At 59.4% G+C, this 17794-nt stretch carries 14 protein-coding genes and 1 pseudogene; 8 read left to right on the top strand and 7 right to left on the bottom strand.

What is annotated here, in order from left to right; genetic code table 11:
• Positions 1-142: 142 nt before the first annotated feature.
• On the bottom strand, positions 143-1582 hold the full coding sequence (locus I5961_RS04260; RefSeq protein ID WP_085698439.1) for an aldehyde dehydrogenase family protein: 1440 nt from the start codon (positions 1580-1582) through the stop codon (positions 143-145).
• 61 nt (positions 1583-1643) lie between these two features.
• The gene (kdgD, locus tag I5961_RS04255) at positions 1644-2555 is read right to left on the bottom strand and encodes a 5-dehydro-4-deoxyglucarate dehydratase (protein WP_007953624.1); all 912 of its coding nucleotides are present in this window, start codon (positions 2553-2555) and stop codon (positions 1644-1646) included.
• Positions 2556-2790: 235 nt separating this feature from the next.
• Between kdgD and I5961_RS04250 the strand changes: the two genes are divergently transcribed.
• From I5961_RS04250 to I5961_RS04235, 4 genes are all read left to right on the top strand, one after another.
• A complete protein-coding gene (locus I5961_RS04250) occupies positions 2791-4089 on the top strand; it encodes a phospholipase (RefSeq protein WP_227234451.1) in 1299 nt (432 codons plus the stop codon).
• Between the two features lie 11 nt (positions 4090-4100).
• Positions 4101-4292 (top strand): hypothetical protein, encoded by a 192-nt coding sequence (locus I5961_RS04245; RefSeq protein ID WP_227234450.1) that lies wholly within the window; start codon positions 4101-4103, stop codon positions 4290-4292.
• A 102-nt stretch (positions 4293-4394) separates the two neighbouring features.
• Positions 4395-4769 (top strand): hypothetical protein, encoded by a 375-nt coding sequence (locus I5961_RS04240; RefSeq protein WP_227234449.1) that lies wholly within the window; start codon positions 4395-4397, stop codon positions 4767-4769.
• A gap of 132 nt (positions 4770-4901) precedes the next feature.
• Positions 4902-5273: a hypothetical protein gene (locus I5961_RS04235; protein ID WP_085698434.1), complete on the top strand. Its 372-nt coding sequence runs from the start codon at positions 4902-4904 to the stop codon at positions 5271-5273.
• A 22-nt stretch (positions 5274-5295) separates the two neighbouring features.
• Here I5961_RS04235 and I5961_RS04230 read toward each other — a convergent pair whose 3' ends face one another.
• From I5961_RS04230 to I5961_RS04215, 4 genes and pseudogenes are all read right to left on the bottom strand, one after another.
• Complete coding sequence (locus I5961_RS04230) at positions 5296-6042, bottom strand: FadR/GntR family transcriptional regulator (protein ID WP_178076455.1); 747 nt, start codon at positions 6040-6042, stop codon at positions 5296-5298.
• Positions 6043-6173: 131 nt separating this feature from the next.
• A pseudogene (locus I5961_RS04225) lies at positions 6174-7900 on the bottom strand (ABC transporter ATP-binding protein/permease).
• Positions 7901-7996: 96 nt separating this feature from the next.
• Positions 7997-8557, bottom strand: a complete 561-nt coding sequence (locus I5961_RS04220; protein WP_003221630.1) for a response regulator transcription factor — start codon at positions 8555-8557, stop codon at positions 7997-7999.
• Positions 8550-9812: an ATP-binding protein gene (locus tag I5961_RS04215; protein WP_085698432.1), complete on the bottom strand. Its 1263-nt coding sequence runs from the start codon at positions 9810-9812 to the stop codon at positions 8550-8552. The genes I5961_RS04220 and I5961_RS04215 overlap by 8 nt, the downstream gene beginning before the upstream one ends.
• Before the next feature lie 315 nt (positions 9813-10127).
• Between I5961_RS04215 and I5961_RS04210 the strand changes: the two genes are divergently transcribed.
• Positions 10128-10844, top strand: a complete 717-nt coding sequence (locus I5961_RS04210; RefSeq protein ID WP_085698431.1) for an SIMPL domain-containing protein — start codon at positions 10128-10130, stop codon at positions 10842-10844.
• A 186-nt stretch (positions 10845-11030) separates the two neighbouring features.
• Here the strand turns inward: I5961_RS04210 and I5961_RS04205 are convergent, their stop codons facing one another.
• Positions 11031-11390, bottom strand: coding sequence for a DUF6124 family protein (locus I5961_RS04205; protein WP_227234447.1), 360 nt, complete (start codon positions 11388-11390; stop codon positions 11031-11033).
• A gap of 964 nt (positions 11391-12354) precedes the next feature.
• Between I5961_RS04205 and I5961_RS04200 the strand changes: the two genes are divergently transcribed.
• From I5961_RS04200 to I5961_RS04190, 3 genes are all read left to right on the top strand, one after another.
• Positions 12355-13956: an ABC transporter substrate-binding protein gene (locus tag I5961_RS04200; RefSeq protein ID WP_227234445.1), complete on the top strand. Its 1602-nt coding sequence runs from the start codon at positions 12355-12357 to the stop codon at positions 13954-13956.
• Between the two features lie 260 nt (positions 13957-14216).
• Positions 14217-15842, top strand: a complete 1626-nt coding sequence (locus tag I5961_RS04195; RefSeq protein WP_085698428.1) for an ABC transporter substrate-binding protein — start codon at positions 14217-14219, stop codon at positions 15840-15842.
• 300 nt (positions 15843-16142) lie between these two features.
• Positions 16143-17741 (top strand): ABC transporter substrate-binding protein, encoded by a 1599-nt coding sequence (locus tag I5961_RS04190; protein WP_085698427.1) that lies wholly within the window; start codon positions 16143-16145, stop codon positions 17739-17741.
• The last annotated feature ends 53 nt before the right edge of the window (positions 17742-17794 follow it).

Raw genomic sequence — 17794 nt, 5'->3', positions numbered from 1 at the left:
GATTATTTTTATGCGCGGGTGAATCTTCTTTGGTCTTGCGTTGTGGGAGCCGGGCTTGCCCGCGATGCAGGCGCCCCGGAATGTCTGTCACACCGAGGTGATGCTTTCGCTGGCAAGCCAGCTCCCACAGATAGTGCGTCTGTCAGGAACCGATGTAGCTGGTCTTCACGACCGTGTAGAACTCCTGCGCATAGCGGCCTTGCTCACGTGAGCCATAGGATGAACCCTTACGGCCACCGAACGGAACGTGGTAATCGACACCGGCGGTCGGCAGGTTGACCATCACCATCCCGGCCTGCGAATGACGCTTGAAGTGGTTGGCGTACTTCAGCGACGTGGTGGCGATACCCGCCGACAGACCGAATTCAGTGTCGTTGGCCATGGCCAGTGCCGCCTCGTAATCGGCCACGCGGACGATGTTGGCCACCGGGCCAAAGATCTCTTCGCGGCTGATGCGCATCGACGCTTCGCTGTCGGCAAACAGGGTCGGCGCGAGGAAGTAGCCCTCGGTGTCGCAAGTCACAAGACCACCGCCGCTGACCACGCGCGCACCTTCGGACTGGCCGATGTCGATGTATTTCAGGTCCTGCTCAAGTTGTGCCTGCGAGACCACCGGGCCGATGTCGGTGCCGGCCTTCAGCGCGTGACCGACCTTGATCGACTTCATGCGCTCGGCCATGGCATCGACGAACTTGTCGTGAATCCCGGCGGTGACGATCAGTCGGCTCGATGCCGTGCAACGCTGGCCGGTGGAGTAGAAAGCGCTCTGCACCGACAGCTCGACCGCTTGCTTGAGGTCGGCGTCGTCGAGAATGATCTGCGGGTTCTTGCCGCCCATCTCCAGCTGAACCTTGGCCTGGCGCGACACGCAGTTGACGGCGATCTGACGGCCCACACCGACAGAGCCGGTGAAGCTGATGCCGTCGACCTTCGGGCTGTTGACCAGCGCTTCCCCCACCACGCGACCGCTGCCCATCACCAGGTTGAACACACCGGCCGGGAAGCCTGCGCGGGAGATGATTTCGGCCAGTGCCCAGGCGCAACCCGGCACCAGATCCGCCGGTTTCAACACTACGCAGTTGCCGTAGGCCAGGGCCGGGGCGATTTTCCAAGACGGGATGGCAATCGGGAAGTTCCACGGGGTGATCAGGCCGACCACGCCGAGGGCTTCGCGGGTCACTTCAACGTTGACGCCCGGACGCACCGACGGCACGTAGTCGCCGGAAAGACGCAGGCATTCACCCGCGAAGAACTTGAAGATGTTGCCGGCGCGGGTCACTTCACCGATAGCTTCCGGCAGGGTCTTGCCCTCTTCCCGGGCCAGCAGGGTGCCGAGTTCTTCACGACGGGCGAGAATTTCGGTGCCGACTTTGTCCAGCGAGTCATGACGGGCCTGAATCCCCGAAGTCGACCACGCCGGGAACGCGGCGCGCGCGGCGTCGATAGCGGCGTTGACCTGAGCAAGGTCAGCCTTGGCGTAATCGCCGATGGTGTCGCTCAGCTCGGACGGGTTGATGTTGACCGAGTAATCGTTGCCGGCGACCCATTCACCGTTGATGTAGTTGTCATAGCGCTTGGTCACGAATCATTCTCCTGACGCAAAAGGCCGCTGATCGCTCAGCGGCCTTGTTTATAGGGTTGGGTTACTGCGCACCTTGCTTGTCGATCAGCGCGGCGAGCATTTCGTACTCTTCGCGGGTCAGGTCGGTCAGCGGCGCCCGCACCGGGCCTGCGTCATAGCCGGCGATCTTGGCGCCTGCCTTGACGATGCTCACGGCGTAGCCGGCCTTGCGGTTGCGGATGTCCAGGTATGGCAGGAAGAAGTCGTCGATGATCTTGCCGACGGTGGCGTGATCTTCGCGGGCAATCGCGTGGTAGAAATCCATCGCGGTTTTCGGGATGAAGTTGAACACCGCCGACGAGTAGACCGGCACGCCCAGGGCCTTGTAGGCAGCGGCATAGACTTCTGCGGTCGGCAGACCACCGAGGTAGCTGAAGCGATCGCCGAGGCGACGACGGATCGACACCATCAGCTCGATATCACCCAGACCGTCCTTGTAGCCGATCAGGTTCGGGCAGCGTTCGGCCAGACGCTCCAGCAGCGGCGCGGTCAGGCGGCAGACGTTGCGGTTGTAGACCACCACACCGATGTTCACCGATTTGCACACCGCTTCAACGTGGGCGGCGACGCCGTCCTGGCTGGCTTCGGTCAGGTAGTGCGGCAGCAACAACAGGCCTTTGGCGCCCAAACGCTCAGCTTCCTGAGCGTATTCGATGGCCTGGCGGGTCGAACCACCGACACCGGCGAGGATCGGCACGCTGCTGGCGCAGGTATCGACGGCAGTCTTGATGATTTCCGAATATTCGCTGGCAGCCAGGGAGAAGAATTCACCGGTGCCACCGGCGGCGAACAGGGCCGAAGCACCGTACGGGGCCAGCCACTCCAGGCGTTTGATGTAGCCCGCGCGGTTGAAATCGCCCTGAGCATTGAAATCGGTGACCGGGAACGACAGCAGGCCGGCAGAGAGGATGGACTTCAGTTCTTGTGGATTCATTATTCGAACACCCTGGTAGCAACGTTTTTTGTGAGTGGACCGTTCAGCCTTCGCCGAAGTTGTAGGTCATCGTACAACTTAAAAGATAACCGTCAACTGCATTTCATCGCTGGGGGGCATTTTTTGTCGGACAGGATTTCTTTTTGACGTAGGAAATTTCTCGTCTAGAGTGGATTTGACTGTATATGCATACAGTTAAATAAAAACTCACCGATGACATATCAAGGAGAAAGAAATGTCCGGTCTACAAACAAAATGCCTGAAAAAACCCACGCCGGTCATCGCCCGGTTCGATGATCTTTTCACCTGCGACGGCATCGCTTTCAGTACCGAAAATCCGCATCTGTTGCTGCATATCGCCGACTCGCACAGCGATGTCGAACCTGCGACCGCCCTGCCCGCTCAAGCCTTGAAAGGCAAACCGCAGTTACGCTTCGAGGGCGCGGAACACAAAGCTATCGGCGATAACACACGGCTGCGTTTCGGTGAAAATGCCGAGCCGCTTCTTGCGCAAAACGTGCCCTTGCATCTGCCAAATGGATCGGCACTGACCTACGGCCAGGTGCTGGCGCTGGGAGGAGATTTCTATGGCGTCGTCGACCGTCCGATCAATGAAGGCGCGACACCGGCGGATCGCTTGCAACGCTTCACGGCAGCCTTCGACACCCTCGCCGCGCTGCCGGCTTCAAAGGCCGAAGCGGTACAGATTCTCGCGATCATGCAAAAAGAGATCGACGCGGTTAAACAGGCGATCAAGGACGGCAAGCAACCCCATGAGGCCTATGACGCCTTGGGAGATACGTTGTCGGAAGAGTGGAACAAGATCACCGGCGGCGGCAGTTTTGCCTCGGCCCTGTTCCCGCTCGGGCGCTATCTGAAACTGGCGGCGAAAAACGCCGACCACTTCGGCGAATGGGCACGTCAGGCCTACATCGCCGGGCATACCGCCGCCCTGCAAGTCGCCGCTGCCGCCCACGCCAGTCAGGACGAACTGCAACTGGAACGGGCCTACGCGATGAACGCGTTCGCCGATCACTACCTCACCGACCTGTTCTCCTCCGGGCATCTGCGGGTGCCGCGCAAGGCCATGGCCGCAGCAGTGACGCCGAGCGACCTGGGTTCGCTCATCACTCGCTTCATGCACGATGAAGACAGCAAGTTCGGCCTCAAGGTACGCAACGGACATGGCGAACAATGGCGTGCGTTTGGTGACAAGCGCTACTTCGACGCCACTGATGCCGACAACCGAAAGCAGGTGAGTCAGGCAGTGCAGGATTCGGCGGACGAGGTGTATGCCGCGTATTCAAGCGGCAGCGTGCCGACCACCTTCAACGCGCTGCAACGGGTGCCGGATCTGACAGCCGTGCTGGATCCGGCCAACAACTTCTCGCCACTGTTCCGCCTTCAGGGCAACAAAGTCCTGCGGCGCAAGGACGTCAACAACCTCAACGACACCACCACCGTCGACGACTGGTGGGGCTGGAGCACTTACCTGCTGCTCAAGGACTACCAACCAACCGGCAACACGAATTAAGGAGTGATTCGATGACGATCAAATTGAAAGTGGAACTGGCCTCGGGCCAATCGTTGAAAGGTGCGCCGCTGCAATTGCTGCGTGACGGCATGGCCATCGCCCGCACGTCGGTGGATGCTCAGGGCCTGGCGACGTTCGACGTCAGGCCCGGCCCGGGCAAGCTGGCGGTCAGGGTCGATCGCTCGATTCTGCCCCAGAGCTGAAATGCCCGGACAAGATTGCCCCGGCGCGCCTCACCGATTCGCCGGGTAAAGTGCGACGACTGCCGCGAAGGATCGCGGCAGATCTTTCAAGGAGAACGAAGCATGACGTTTGCCGCTGCACACCTTCCGCAATTCCCCGACCACGCCAGCGATTCGATCATCCTGCGGCTGTCGACTCTGGATGACGATTTGATCGTCCGGGTACCCGACGGGCAGAACACACCGCCGAACTGGGATGTGTACCCGATTCTCGGCGATGATCCTGAAGAGCCTGAATGGCTGGGCCTGTCGGAACCGACCGGCGTCTGGGATGAAGCACTCGATGACATGGTCGGCCTGACCGGGATCGAACTGAGCATCCCGAAGTTCGAGCTGGAAAAGTACCTGAACAGTACCGTTGAGCTGCGCTACAAGTTTGCTGATGAGGCCAGTCTGGAGCCGTGTTCGGAGCCGTTGAGACTATATATCGAGGCCTGATCACGCGCGGGGGATCAATTGCGACCGCTTGTCGCCACTGTTATTTCTGACAGTGGCACACCGGCACACAAAGAAGCTCAACTGGCGGGGTACAAAAAGATTGCACTCACCCCGACCCAAGGAGAGTTTCTCATGCAGACACTACAATTATCCCCATTAAATCTACTTGCCCCAGCGGAAGCACCTCAGGCGCCAAATGGAGTGCTGGACACCAAAAAACTGGATGGCGTTTTTCTACTCGATTTCTTTTATGAGGGGAAAGCAGCAAACCAACAGATCGACATAACAATTGCAGTCAAGCCCGACCGCTTTAGCCCCCCTATACCATGGGGCACTAGATTTACGACCTCGGCAGCCGGAAAGGAACAGGTCTCTCTGGATTCAAGAAGCCTTTTCAACTATCAATTCAAAAATGGGTCCGCAGAAATCAGCTACATCGCAACGATAGACGGAACCACGCAACCATCAAAGGTATTACCGCTATCTATAGTCGACACCGTATGACGTTTTCCCGCACTTCCAGAGTTCAGCCCTGCGCCTGCGCTTCTTCGTGCGCCTGACGCAGCCGTTCGCGGCTGTTGGTCAGGTGCAGGCGCATGGCCGCGCGTGCCGCATCGGAATCCTGACGGGCGATGGCGTCGTAGATTTCCTCGTGCTCGCGGCTCAGGCGATTCATGTAGTGCTGCTGATCGTCATGGGCCAGGCGCGCCGAGTTCAACCGAGTGCGCGGAATGATGCTGGTGCCCAGGTGGGTCATGATGTCGGTGAAGTAGCGATTGCCGGTGGACAGCGCGATTTGCAGGTGGAATTGAAAGTCCGAGGCCACCGCATCGCTGGCATGGGCCACGCTTTCGTTCAGCGCATCGAGGGCGGCGCGCATTGCGGCCAGTTGTTCGGCGCTGCGACGCTGCGCGGCGAGGCCGGCGGATTCGACTTCCAGGCTGATGCGCAATTCGAGAATCGCCAGCACATCACGCAGAGTGACCACGGTAGCCGGGTCGATCCGGAAACCGCTGGGGCTCGGGGTGTCGAGCACGAAAGTACCGATGCCATGACGGGTTTCCACCTGACCTGCGGCCTGTAGCCGGGAGATCGCCTCGCGCACGACAGTGCGGCTGACACCATGGGCTTCCATGATCGCCGACTCGGTGGGCAACTTGTCGCCACGCTTGAGCAGACCGTCGCGGATTTGCTCGGTCAGCACCGTCACCAGTTCTTGAGCCAGGCTGCGGCGCTTGCGAGGGAGGCGCGGGGTGTCGATCAGGTTTTCCATGGTCTGCATCTTGTCTCGAAAATTCGGCTTGTGGGCATCATAGCTCAAGCGAGTTGTACGATCACTTTCCGTTTCCACGCAAATCCTGTGGGAGCTGACAGGCCAGCTCCCACGAGAGAGGTGCGGATAAATCAGGCGGTCACGGTCTGCTCGACCAGATGCCCGCCATCGATGCGCACATGCCGTGGATGGAAGCGCTTGAGGCTGCTGCGATGGCCGACGCTGACGATGCTCAGACCCGGCAACTGATCGATCAGCGCCTGATACAACGTGGCTTCGTCTTCTTCGTCCATCGCCGACGTCGCTTCGTCCATGTACAGCCATTGCGGTGCATAGAGCAGCGCGCGAGCGAAGGCCAGACGTTGCTGTTCGCCCGGCGAGAGCATGCGCTGCCAGTGGTTGGCCTCGTCCAGTCGCGCCACCAGATGCGACAAGCGGCAAGTCTCCAGCACTTGTGCGTAACGCTCTGGCGCGTAGGTTTCGCCCGGTTGTGGATAACTCAAGGCGTCGCGCAGGGTGCCGATCGGCAGATACGGTTTTTGCGGCAGAAACAGATGACGCGACGCCGGCAAGCGAATACTGCCGTGCCCCGCCGGCCACAGATGCCCCATTGCCCGCAGCAGTGTCGACTTGCCGCTGCCGGAACGGCCGCTGAGCATCACGCGGTCGCCCGCTTCCACCGTCATGTCAGCGCTGGTCAGCAGGTGACGACCGTCGGCCAGATCCAGGCCCAGGTTATGAACCTTCAGCTCATCGCCCTGATTCTGCACATCGATGGCCGGCGAACGCTCTTCGTTATCGGTCATTGCCTGCCGGAAACTCAACAGACGATCAGAGGTGGCTTTCCAGGCCGCCAGCGACGCATAGGCATCGATGAACCAGCTGAAGTTCTCCTGCACGTTGCCAAACGCCGAGTTGATCTGCATCAACTCACCCAGTTCGATCTTGCCGGACAGGTAACGGGGGCCGCAACGATGAAGGGAAAGATGATTGCGATCTGGCCATAACCCGAGGTGAAGAACGTCAGGCGCTTGGACACTCGCATGATGTCCCAGAAGTTGTGCCAGACCAGACCGAAGCGGCTGCTCAGGCGACGGTTTTCGTTGGGCTCGCCGTTGTACAGCGCGATGCTCTCGGCGTTTTCGCGCACCCGCACCATGGAGAAACGCAGGTCGGCTTCGAACCGTTGTTGCTGGTTGTTCAGGCCGATCAGACGTCGACCGATCAAGTGTGTCAGCCAGCTGCCGACCGCCGCGTACAGCAGCGCACACCAGAACATGTAGCCCGGAATTTCGATGCCGAAAACTTCGATGCTGCCGGACACGCCCCACAGAATGATCGAGAACGACACCAGGCTGACGATTGTGCGGATCAAGCCCAGGGCGAGACTCAAGGTCGTGCTGGTGAACGTGTTGAGGTCTTCGGAAATCCGTTGGTCAGGGTTATCGGTATAACCGCCCTGCTCCAATTGGTAGTAGTTCTTGTGCCCCAGCCAGCGCTTGAAATGGTTTTCGGTGAGCCACGCCCGCCAGCGGATAGTGAGCATTTGCGTCAGATACTGGCGGTACACCGCACCGAGAATGGCCACGGTCGCAATCCCGCAGAAGTACAGGATCAACTGCCAGAACGCCGCCTCATCCTTCTTTTGCAGGGCGTTGTAGAAATCCTTGTACCAACTGTTGAGCCACACCGAGATGCCCACGCTGAACAGCGACAGGGCGATAACGGCGATCAGCAACGTCCAGGCCTTGCCCTTCTCTTCGCTGCGCCAATAAGGCGTGGTCATGGCCCACACCTTGCGAAAAAACTGCCCGCGCACAGCATCGTTGACCGCGGAATATTCAGCGTTCTGATTCATGGAAAAGGCTCGATAAAGAAAAGAACAGACACGCACCGATCATAGATGATCGGTGCGTTTTATCGCGAGGGCTGGCGATGGTCGTTCAGCGCAGGTTCAGCGACGAACCGGGCGCTTCTGCAGTTTGCGCTGCAGGGTGCGGCGGTGCATGCCCAGGGCGCGGGCAGTGGCAGAGATGTTGCCTTCGTGCTCGGTCAGCACGCGCTGGATGTGTTCCCACTGCAGGCGATCCACCGACATCGGGTTTTCCGGCACCAGGCTGTCGAGATCGGCGTGTTCGGACAGCAGCGCTGCCAGCACGTCGTCGGCGTCGGCCGGTTTGCACAGGTAATTGCAGGCGCCGCGCTTGATCGCTTCGACGGCGGTGGCAATGCTCGAATAACCGGTGAGGATCACCACGCGCATTTCCGGGTCCAGTTCCAGCAGCTTCGGCAGCAGGACCAGACCGGAGTCGCCGTCCATTTTCAGGTCCAGCGCGGCGTAGTCCGGCAGATCGGCCTGGGCGATGGTCAGGCCTTCCTCGGCGGAACCGGCGGTGCTGACGCGGAAACCACGGCGGGCCATGGCACGGGCCATCACCCGGGTGAAGGTCGCATCGTCATCGACCAGCAGCAAATGCGGCAGTTCTTCGCCTTCGACTTGGATTTCGTCACTCATGTTGCTCTCCTCGGGCGCCGTGGGGCAGGCGCAGCTCGGTGAGCGTGCCGCCTTCCTCATGACTATAGAGTTTCACTGAGCCGCCGGCGCGTGTCACGCTGGCCTTGCTCAAAAACAGGCCCAGGCCGAAACCTTTGCCCTTGGTGGTAAAAAACGGTTTGCCGATCTGCTCGGCGATGGCCAGCGGCACACCAGCGCCATGATCGCGAATGCTGATGGTCAGGTCTTCGGCGGTCCAGTCCAGGGTCACCTGAAGGTTTTCCGGGCAGGCATCGGCGGCGTTGTTCAACAGATTCAACAAGGCCTGGGTCAGATCCGGCGGCGGTGCCACACGCGGCAACGGGCCCTGGCCCAGGCGCTGGAAGCGATAACTGGCTTCCGGACGCATCAGGTGCCAGCGGTTGAGCGCCTCGTCGAGCCAATCGGTAACGTCCTGCATCTCCACCGCCATCCGGCGATTGGCTTCGGCGGCGCGCACCAGTTGTTGCAGGGTCTCCTTGCAGAGTTTCACCTGATCCTTCAGCACTTTCAGGTCTTCCTGAAGCATCGGGTCGTGATGATCCTGCTGCATTTCGTTGAGCAAGACGCTCATGGTCGCCAGCGGTGTGCCCAGTTCATGAGCGGCACCGGCAGCCTGCGTCGCAACGGCCAGCAATTGCTGATCGCGCAGGCCTTCTTCGCGACGGATCGCACGCAATTCTTCCTGCCGGCGAAGCTCTTCGGCCATGCGCGCGGCGAAGAAGGTAATGACCGCTGCCGCCAGCGCGAAGCTCAGCCACATGCCGTAGATCTGCAGGTTCTCCCGCGCCACCGGCAGGGTTTCCAGCGGATAGAAATGCGTCAGCATCAGCGTGTACAAGGCCAGCGCAATGCCCGACAGCACCACCGAATAACGCCACGGCAACGTCACCGCAGCGATGGTCAGCGGCACCAGATAGTACGAAACGAACGGGTTGGTCGAACCACCGGAGAAATACAGCAAGGCACTGTGGATAACCAGATCGCAGGCCAGTTGCAGCGCGTATTCGAGCTCGGTGACCGGCCACGAAGTGCGCAGGCGTACAGCGGTGAACACACACAGCAGAATCGAACAGCCGAGGGTCATCACCAGTTGCACCCACGGCAACGGCAACAATTCCAGCCAGTAGGCCAGGCCCACGGAACCGGCCTGCGCGGCGAGCACCAGGGTGCGGATGAAAGTCAGCCGCCAGAGGTTCTGGCGAGTGGCGGAAGTCAGTTGTACGGGGGCGAGCATGAGCTCTCCTGATGAGCGCTCCAGGCGGATCGCACGGAGTATAACCAAGGCGCGCGCTTGAGAGGCGAAAGTGCGGCAAACGACCACATGGCGCAAAGATTTTCTGCGGCTATAAGGGCCCCTTCGCGAGCAAGCTCGCTCCCACAGGGGAACGCGTCCCAAATGTGGGAGCGAGCTTGCTCGCGATTGGCTGCGCAGCGGCTGCCGGCCATCTGTATAGAAGTTGTAACTGGGCGAACCGGAACATAAAAGCTAGAGTCTGATGGTTTCACGCAGGCCCCGAACCATCACCTGCGCCCTCATCAAGGAGCTTTCATGCACACATTTCGCCGCAGCGCCGCCCTTCTCGCCCTGACCGTCGGCAGTGTCGCCAGCCTTCCGGCCCTGGCCGCCGATGAGCTGCACTACAACCAGATTTCCCTGCGTGCCGAAGTCAGCCAGGAAGTGGCCCGCGACCTGATGATCGTGACCCTCTACACCGAAGAACAGAACACCGACCCGGCCAAACTCGCCGCCGACGTCAGCACCACCATGAACAAGGCCCTGGCCCAGGCCAAGCAGGTCAAAGACATCACCCTGCGCCAGGGCAGCCGCAACAGCTACCCGATCTACGACACCAAAGGCCAGAAAATCACCGGCTGGCGCGAACGCGCCGAACTGCGCCTGGAAAGCGCCGACTTCGCCGCCCTGTCCAAACTCACCGGCGAACTGCTGACCGACCTGAAAATGGGCGGCATGGACTTCGCCATCGCCGACCCGACCCGCAAGGCCAGCGAAGACAAACTGCTGAAAGAAGCCGTCACCGCCTTCAAGGCCCGCGCCCAACTGGCCACCGACGCCCTGGGCGGCAAGGGTTACAAAATCGTCAACCTGAACCTCAACAGCAACGGCTACCCGCAACCGTACATGCGCGCCCCGATGATGATGAAAGCGGCGGGCATGGATTCAGCACCCGTGACGCCTGAGGTCGAAGCCGGCACCAGCCAGGTCAGCCTGACCGCCGATGGTTCGATTGAAGTGTTGATGCAGTGATTGAGTGACGGCTGAATGAAAAACCGGCGATCAGGAATGATCGCCGGTTTTTTTATGCCCGGGATTTGTGTTGTCAGCTCTGCCGTCATCGCTGGCAAGCCAGCTCCCACCCGTTCTGTGGATTTATTGAAATCGCGCACGACCCTGTGGGAGCGGGCTTGCCCGCAATGAACGATGACTCGGTCGTCAGGCTCGCGGATCAACCCGATCCAGCGCCCGGTTCACCGCAAGCTCGGCCAGCATGATGATCTGCTGGATGCCGAGCGCCGTACTGCGCTGCGAACCGCTGAGTTCATTGGCGAAATTGCTCGCGATCGTACTGGCCGAGGCCAGGGATTCGCAGGCATTGGCCAGCAGGCTTTCGGTGTCGACGTTAGGAGTGACCATGTACATCGTGCTCGGGCGCGGTTTGGAAGGATTGGGGCACAGGTAATAGTCGAGGGCGCGTTTGATGGCTTCGCGGTTGCGGGCGAGGTCTTCGGCGCGCATGGCTTCTTCGAGGGGGGTGGGTGTTTCGAAGGGTGGATCGGGGACAACCTTGTTCATTGATTAACTCCTTGCTGACTTGAAGCCACCAAATGCCGTTCTCACGCGGCGAAGAGGTGGCAGCTATGTGCGGGGTGAGAAACCGGGCAAGGAGATTCCGGCCAGACCGAAGTCTGCCCGCACACAGCCGCCATAAATCAATTACAGGCAGCAGGAATGCTGGCGGCAATTATGGTCGGACTGACGTTTGAATAACACTCGCTTGCCTGGGTTCTCACACCCAATCACAGAGTTTTCTGCGACAACCAAAGACTAGAGAGCGTGGTTCCGACGGACAACCTGAAAAACTTGTGGGAAGGTTCGGTGAATCCCACACATCTTTAAACATCCGAAAATGGAACGCGGAGCGTCCCGGGCTGCATTCCCACGCGGAGCGTGGGAACGACCAAAAGCTGCCCTCACCCTAGCCCTCTCCCGGAGGGAGAGGGGACTGACCGCATCGTTTAAATGAAATACGCCGACGTGAGATATCGAAGGTGAATTCAAAATCCGAAAAGCACACAAACCGCTCTAGCTGTTGCCCCACCACCACTCAACAGGATGAGCGTTAGCTCGGCTGCAGCTTTTGATCTTGATCCACGGGCGACGTCGGAAGGCTGAGTGGAGGGATTTATCCGGGGGTGGGAGCGCAGCGACCGTTTGGCGAAGCCAAACACATCGAGAGGAGGTGCAGCGAAGCAAACCGTAGGCGATGCCCCCCGGATAAATCCCGGAGCGAAGGAACCCCGAGCCTCAGCGAGGGGCCGAACGCAGGAGCAAGCGTTTTTGGTTACTTTTTAGGCGTTTGTAAAAAGTGACCCGCCGTAAGGGCGGAACCCTAAGAAGCCGTTACCGCAGCAATGGATATGTACACAAGCCCAGATATACCGAGATAGACGCATCCCCTCAAAAAACGATATTTCCGATCCCCCTCAAATCCCCGCTAACCTCAAGGAACAACCACCTCCAGACCCACGGGCCAGACATGCAAAGAACCACCCTAAAACCACTCCTGATCACCCTGGCCCTGACCGCCATAACCCCCATCGCCAACGCAGCAACAACCCTCGTCTACTGCTCCGAAGCCAGCCCCGCAGGCTTCGACCCCAGCCAATACACCAGCGGCACCGACTTCGACGCCTCCGCCGAAACCGTCTTCAACCGCCTCACCCAATTCAAACGCGGCAGCACCGACATCGAACCGGGCCTGGCCACAAGCTGGGACGTAAGCCCGGACGGCCTCCAATACACCTTCCACCTGCGCCAAAACGTAAAATTCCACACCACCGACTACTTCACCCCGACCCGCACCTTCAACGCCGATGACGTGCTGTTCACCTTCCAGCGCCTGCTCGACCCGGAAAACGCCTTCCGCAAGGCCTACCCTGCAGAATCCCCGTACTTCACCGACATGGGCCTGAACAGCACAATCAAATCCGTGGAAAAGCTCGACGAAAACACCGTGCGCTTCAACCTGAACAACGTTGACGCCGCGTTCGTGCAAAACCTCGCCATGAGCTTTGCCTCGGTGCAATCGGCCGAATACGCCGCGCAGCTGCTGAAGAAAGGCCACGCCGCCGACCTCAACCAGAAACCGGTCGGCACCGGCCCGTTCGTGTTCAAGCGCTACCAGAAGGACGCGCAGATCCGCTACGCGGCGAACAAGGACTACTGGAAACCCGAGGACGTGAAGCTCGATAACCTGGTGTTCTCGATCACCCCGGACGCCGCCGTACGCCTGCAAAAGCTCAAGACCGGCGAATGCCAGGTCAGCGGCTACCCGCGCCCGGCCGACATTGAAGTGATGGAAAAAGACCCGAACTTGCGCGTATTGAAGCAGGCCGGATTCAACCTCGGCTTTCTCGCCTACAACACCACTCATCCACCGCTGGATCAGCTCAAAGTGCGCCAGGCGCTGGACATGGCCATCGACAAACCGGCGATCATCAAAGCGGTTTATCAGAGTGCCGGGCAGCTCGCGCAAAACGCCTTGCCGCCAGCGCAATGGTCGTTCGATCCGAACATAAAAGACGCGCCGCACGACCCGGTAAAAGCCAGGGCGCTACTCAAGGAAGCCGGGGTTGCACCGGGTACAACCATCAACCTCTGGGCCATGACCGTGCAGCGCGCCTCCAATCCGAATGCGCGGATGTCGGCGCAGATGATCCAGCAGGACTGGGAGAAGATCGGGATCAAGGCCAACATCGTCAGCTATGAATGGGGCGAGTACATCAAGCGCGCCAAGAATGGCGAACACGACGCGATGATCTACGGCTGGACCGGTGACAACGGCGACCCGGACAACTGGCTGGGCGTGCTTTACAGCTGCGCCGCGGTAAAAGGCAGCAACTACGCCAAGTGGTGCGATCCGGCTTACGACAAACTGGTGCAGCAGGCCAAGGTGTCCACCGATAAATCGCAACGGGTAAAACTGTATCAACAGGCGCAACTGATCCTCAAACAGCAGGTGCCGATCACGCCGATCGCCAATTCCACGGTGTTCCAGCCACTGCGCAAGGAAGTCACCGACTTCAAGATCAGCCCGTTCGGTCTAACCCCCTTTTACGGGGTGGGTATAAATAAGTAACACCCGGCCCCAATCCGGCGCGCACAACGTGACCGGCGCACCGTTTTGGGGCTTCGTTTGCACCGTAAAAACCGGCCGCAAACGGTCAAATGCGTCAGAAGTTATACGGATGCGACATTAAGGTACGTTCGTGCCACGCTTTGACGCCGCCGAGCGCTCTGGATCTTGCATTGGGTATGGGCCCTGCATAAGTATCCGCAGGCACGACTCACGAGGTCGTACCTCACTACTAAAAAATGACAACAAATCATGAGGCCAACATGCTTAAACACGCGGTCATTCCGTTTTTAGTCGGCGCAGGCTTGTTAGCCTCCGCACCTTTCGCTTCCGCTGCGACTAACCTGGTGTTCTGCTCCGAAGGCAGCCCGGCCGGTTTCGACCCAGGCCAATACACCACCGGAACCGACTTCGACGCCTCAGCCGAAACCATGTTCAACCGTCTGACCCAGTTCGAGCGCGGCGGCACCGCCGTTGTTCCTGGTCTGGCGACCAAGTGGGACATTTCTGATGACGGCCTGACTTACACCTTCCACCTGCGTGAAGGCGTCAAGTTCCACACCACCCCGTATTTCAAGCCGACTCGTGACTTCAACGCCGACGACGTGCTGTTCACCTTCAATCGCATGATTAACAAGGATGACCCGTTCCGTAAGGCGTACCCGACCGAATTCCCGTACTTCACCGACATGGGGATGGACACCAACATCACCAAGATCGATAAAGTCGACGACCACACCGTCAAGTTCACCCTGAAAGAAGTCGACGCCGCGTTCATCCAGAACATGGCCATGAGCTTCGCGTCTGTTCAGTCCGCCGAGTACGCAGCCCAGCTGCTGAAGGAAGGCAAGGCTGCCGACATCAACCAGAAGCCGATCGGCACTGGTCCGTTCGTGTTCAAGAGCTACCAGAAAGACTCCAACATCCGTTACACCGGCAACAAGGACTACTGGAAGCCTGAAGACGTGAAGATCGACAACCTGATCTTCGCCATCACCACCGACCCGTCGGTACGTATCCAGAAGCTGAAAAAGAACGAGTGCCAGGTCACCCTGTTCCCGCGTCCGGCCGACCTCGCCGCACTGAAAGCCGACCCTGCGCTGAAAATGCCGGACCAGGCCGGTTTCAACCTGGGCTACATCGCCTACAACGTGATGGACAAGGTCAAGGGCAGCAACGAGCCTAACCCGCTGGCCGACCTGCGCGTTCGCCAGGCACTGGACATGTCGGTCAACAAGCCTCAGATCATCGACTCGGTTTACCAGGGCGCCGGCCAACTGGCCGTCAACGCCATGCCGCCGACCCAGTGGTCCTACGACACCACCATCAAGGACGCCAAGTACGATCCCGAGAAAGCCAAGCAACTGCTCAAGGAAGCCGGCGTCAAGGAAGGTACCGAGATCGTCCTGTGGGCGATGCCGGTGCAGCGTCCGTACAACCCGAACGCCAAGCTGATGGCTGAAATGCTCCAGTCCGACTGGTCCAAGATCGGCCTGAAAGTGAAGATCCAGAGCTACGAATGGGGCGAGTACATCAAGCGCTCCAAGGGTGGCGAGAACCAGGCGATGATCATTGGCTGGAGCGGTGACAATGGTGATCCGGACAACTGGCTCAACGTGTTGTTTGGTTGCGACTCCCTGAGCGGCAACAACTTCTCCAAATGGTGCGACAAGAAATTCGACGGCCTCGTGAAAGAAGCCAAGCGCACCACTGACCAGGCCAAGCGCACCGAACTCTACAAAGAGGCGCAGCACGTCCTCAAAGATGCAGTCCCTATGACACCTATCGCTCACTCGACGGTGTATCAACCCATGCGCGCCAACGTGCAGGACTTCAAGATCAGCCCATTCGGCTTGAACTCCTTCTACGGCGTCAGCGTCAGCAAATAAAAGAAGCAGCGGCGACGTTTTCAGCGTCGCCGCTGTTTTTTTTGCCGAGAAGTTAGGAATCTGCCTACAAACTTTTCCAACCGGTCTTACCGAGTTGGTTCAGGACGTGTTGCCTTTTCCTACGAGTCTTTAGGACTCAGCGCATTTACTGCCAGACCCACGGCCCCTACCGTCGGGTTCTGACCAGTGACTGCGTGGACCATCGGTTTTGCTGCCGTATTGGTTTGAACTCGATGCCGCCACAACTTCCCTGGACGGGATCGCGGCGCATTGAACAACACTAAAAAAAGAGGGAGCGTCATGCGCCATACCTTGGTTTTTTCCGCATTGCTGGGCGCCGGTCTGTTGACCGCCGCGTCCGCCAGTTTCGCCGCCAGCAACAGTCTGGTGTTCTGCTCCGAAGGCAGCCCGGCCGGTTTCGATACCGCTCAGTACACAACGGCGACCGATAACGACGCCGCCGAACCGCTGTACAACCGGCTGGCCGAGTTCGAAAAAGGCGCGACCAATGTCGTACCGGGCCTGGCAACCAGCTGGGATATTTCCGAGGATGGTCTCAAGTACACCTTTCACCTGCGCGAAGGTGTGAAGTTTCATACAACGCCGTACTTCAAACCCACGCGCGACTTCAATGCCGACGACGTGCTGTTCACGTTTAACCGCATGCTCGATCCGCAACAGCCATTCCGTAAGGCTTATCCGACCGAGTTCCCGTATTTCAACGGGATGAGCCTCAACAAGAACATCGCCAAGGTCGAGAAGACCGGGCCGCTGACCGTGGTCATGACGCTCAACAGCGTCGACGCCGCGTTCATCCAGAACATCGCCATGAGCTTCGCCGCCATCCTGTCCGCCGAGTACGCCGACAAGCTGCTGGCCGAAGGCAAACCGAGCGACATCAACCAGAAGCCGATCGGCACTGGCCCGTTCGTGTTCAAGAGCTATCAGAAAGACTCGAACATCCGCTACACCGGCAACCCGCATTACTGGGATCAGAGCCGGGTGAAGCTGAAAAACCTGATTTTCGCGATCAATACCGATGCTTCGGTACGCGTGCAAAAGCTCAAGGCCGGCGAATGCCAGATCACGCTGCACCCGCGTCCGGCCGATGTACCGGCACTGAAGAACGATCCGAAACTGCAATTGATCGAGAAGCCGGGCTTCAACCTCGGCTACATCGCCTACAACGTGCGCCACAAGCCGTTCGACCAGCTCGAAGTGCGTCAGGCACTGGACATGGCGGTGAATAAACAGGGGATTCTCAACGCGGTTTATCAAGGCGCCGGCCAACTGGCAGTCAACGCCATGCCGCCGACCCAATGGTCCTACGACGACACCATCAAGGACGCCGCCTACAACCCGGAAAAAGCCAAAGAGCTGCTCAAGGCTGCCGGCGTCAAGGAAGGCACCGAGATCACCCTGTGGGCGATGCCGGTACAACGTCCGTACAACCCGAACGCCAAACTGATGGCCGAAATGCTCCAGGCTGACTGGGCCAAAATCGGTCTGAAAGTGAAGATCGTCAGCTACGAATGGGGCGAGTACATCAAGCGCACCAAGAATGGCGAGCACGACATCAGCCTGATCGGCTGGACCGGTGACAACGGGGATCCGGACAACTGGCTCGGCACGCTGTACAGCTGCGATGCCATCGGCGGCAACAACTACTCCATGTGGTGCGATCCGGCTTACGACAAGCTGATCAAGCAGGCCAAGGTCGTCACCGACCGCGACCAGCGCACCGTCCTCTACAAACAGGCCCAACAACTGCTCAAGCAGCAAGTGCCGATCACGCCTGTCGCCCACTCGACGGTCAACCAGCCGCTGAGCGCCAAAGTCGAAGGGTTCAAGGTGAGCCCGTTCGGTCGCAACGTGTTTTCGGGTGTCAGCATCGATTAAACAAACAACCGATTAGCCGCAACGCTGAGGGGGCCGTCTACCCCCTCACGCAA

It is taken from the genome of Pseudomonas sp. IAC-BECa141, assembly GCF_020544405.1.
Lineage (GTDB): Bacteria > Pseudomonadota > Gammaproteobacteria > Pseudomonadales > Pseudomonadaceae > Aquipseudomonas.
The sequence above is the reverse complement of the archived record's forward strand: the minus strand, read 5'-3'. Positions and strand labels throughout refer to the sequence as shown.

Bases quoted from the DNA above. Each gene is read 5' to 3' on its own strand.
- I5961_RS04205 (WP_227234447.1), bottom strand. From the start codon at position 11,390: ATGAACAAGGTTGTCCCCGATCCACCCTTCGAAACACCCACCCCCCTC.
- I5961_RS04230 (WP_178076455.1), bottom strand. From the start codon at position 6,042: ATGGAAAACCTGATCGACACCCCGCGCCTCCCTCGCAAGCGCCGCAGC.
- I5961_RS04250 (WP_227234451.1), top strand. From the start codon at position 2,791: ATGTCCGGTCTACAAACAAAATGCCTGAAAAAACCCACGCCGGTCATC.
- I5961_RS04195 (WP_085698428.1), top strand. From the start codon at position 14,217: ATGCTTAAACACGCGGTCATTCCGTTTTTAGTCGGCGCAGGCTTGTTA.
- I5961_RS04200 (WP_227234445.1), top strand. From the start codon at position 12,355: ATGCAAAGAACCACCCTAAAACCACTCCTGATCACCCTGGCCCTGACC.
- I5961_RS04210 (WP_085698431.1), top strand. From the start codon at position 10,128: ATGCACACATTTCGCCGCAGCGCCGCCCTTCTCGCCCTGACCGTCGGC.
- kdgD (WP_007953624.1), bottom strand. From the start codon at position 2,555: ATGAATCCACAAGAACTGAAGTCCATCCTCTCTGCCGGCCTGCTGTCG.
- I5961_RS04240 (WP_227234449.1), top strand. From the start codon at position 4,395: ATGACGTTTGCCGCTGCACACCTTCCGCAATTCCCCGACCACGCCAGC.
- I5961_RS04235 (WP_085698434.1), top strand. From the start codon at position 4,902: ATGCAGACACTACAATTATCCCCATTAAATCTACTTGCCCCAGCGGAA.
- I5961_RS04245 (WP_227234450.1), top strand. From the start codon at position 4,101: ATGACGATCAAATTGAAAGTGGAACTGGCCTCGGGCCAATCGTTGAAA.
- I5961_RS04190 (WP_085698427.1), top strand. From the start codon at position 16,143: ATGCGCCATACCTTGGTTTTTTCCGCATTGCTGGGCGCCGGTCTGTTG.
- I5961_RS04215 (WP_085698432.1), bottom strand. From the start codon at position 9,812: ATGCTCGCCCCCGTACAACTGACTTCCGCCACTCGCCAGAACCTCTGG.
- I5961_RS04220 (WP_003221630.1), bottom strand. From the start codon at position 8,557: ATGAGTGACGAAATCCAAGTCGAAGGCGAAGAACTGCCGCATTTGCTG.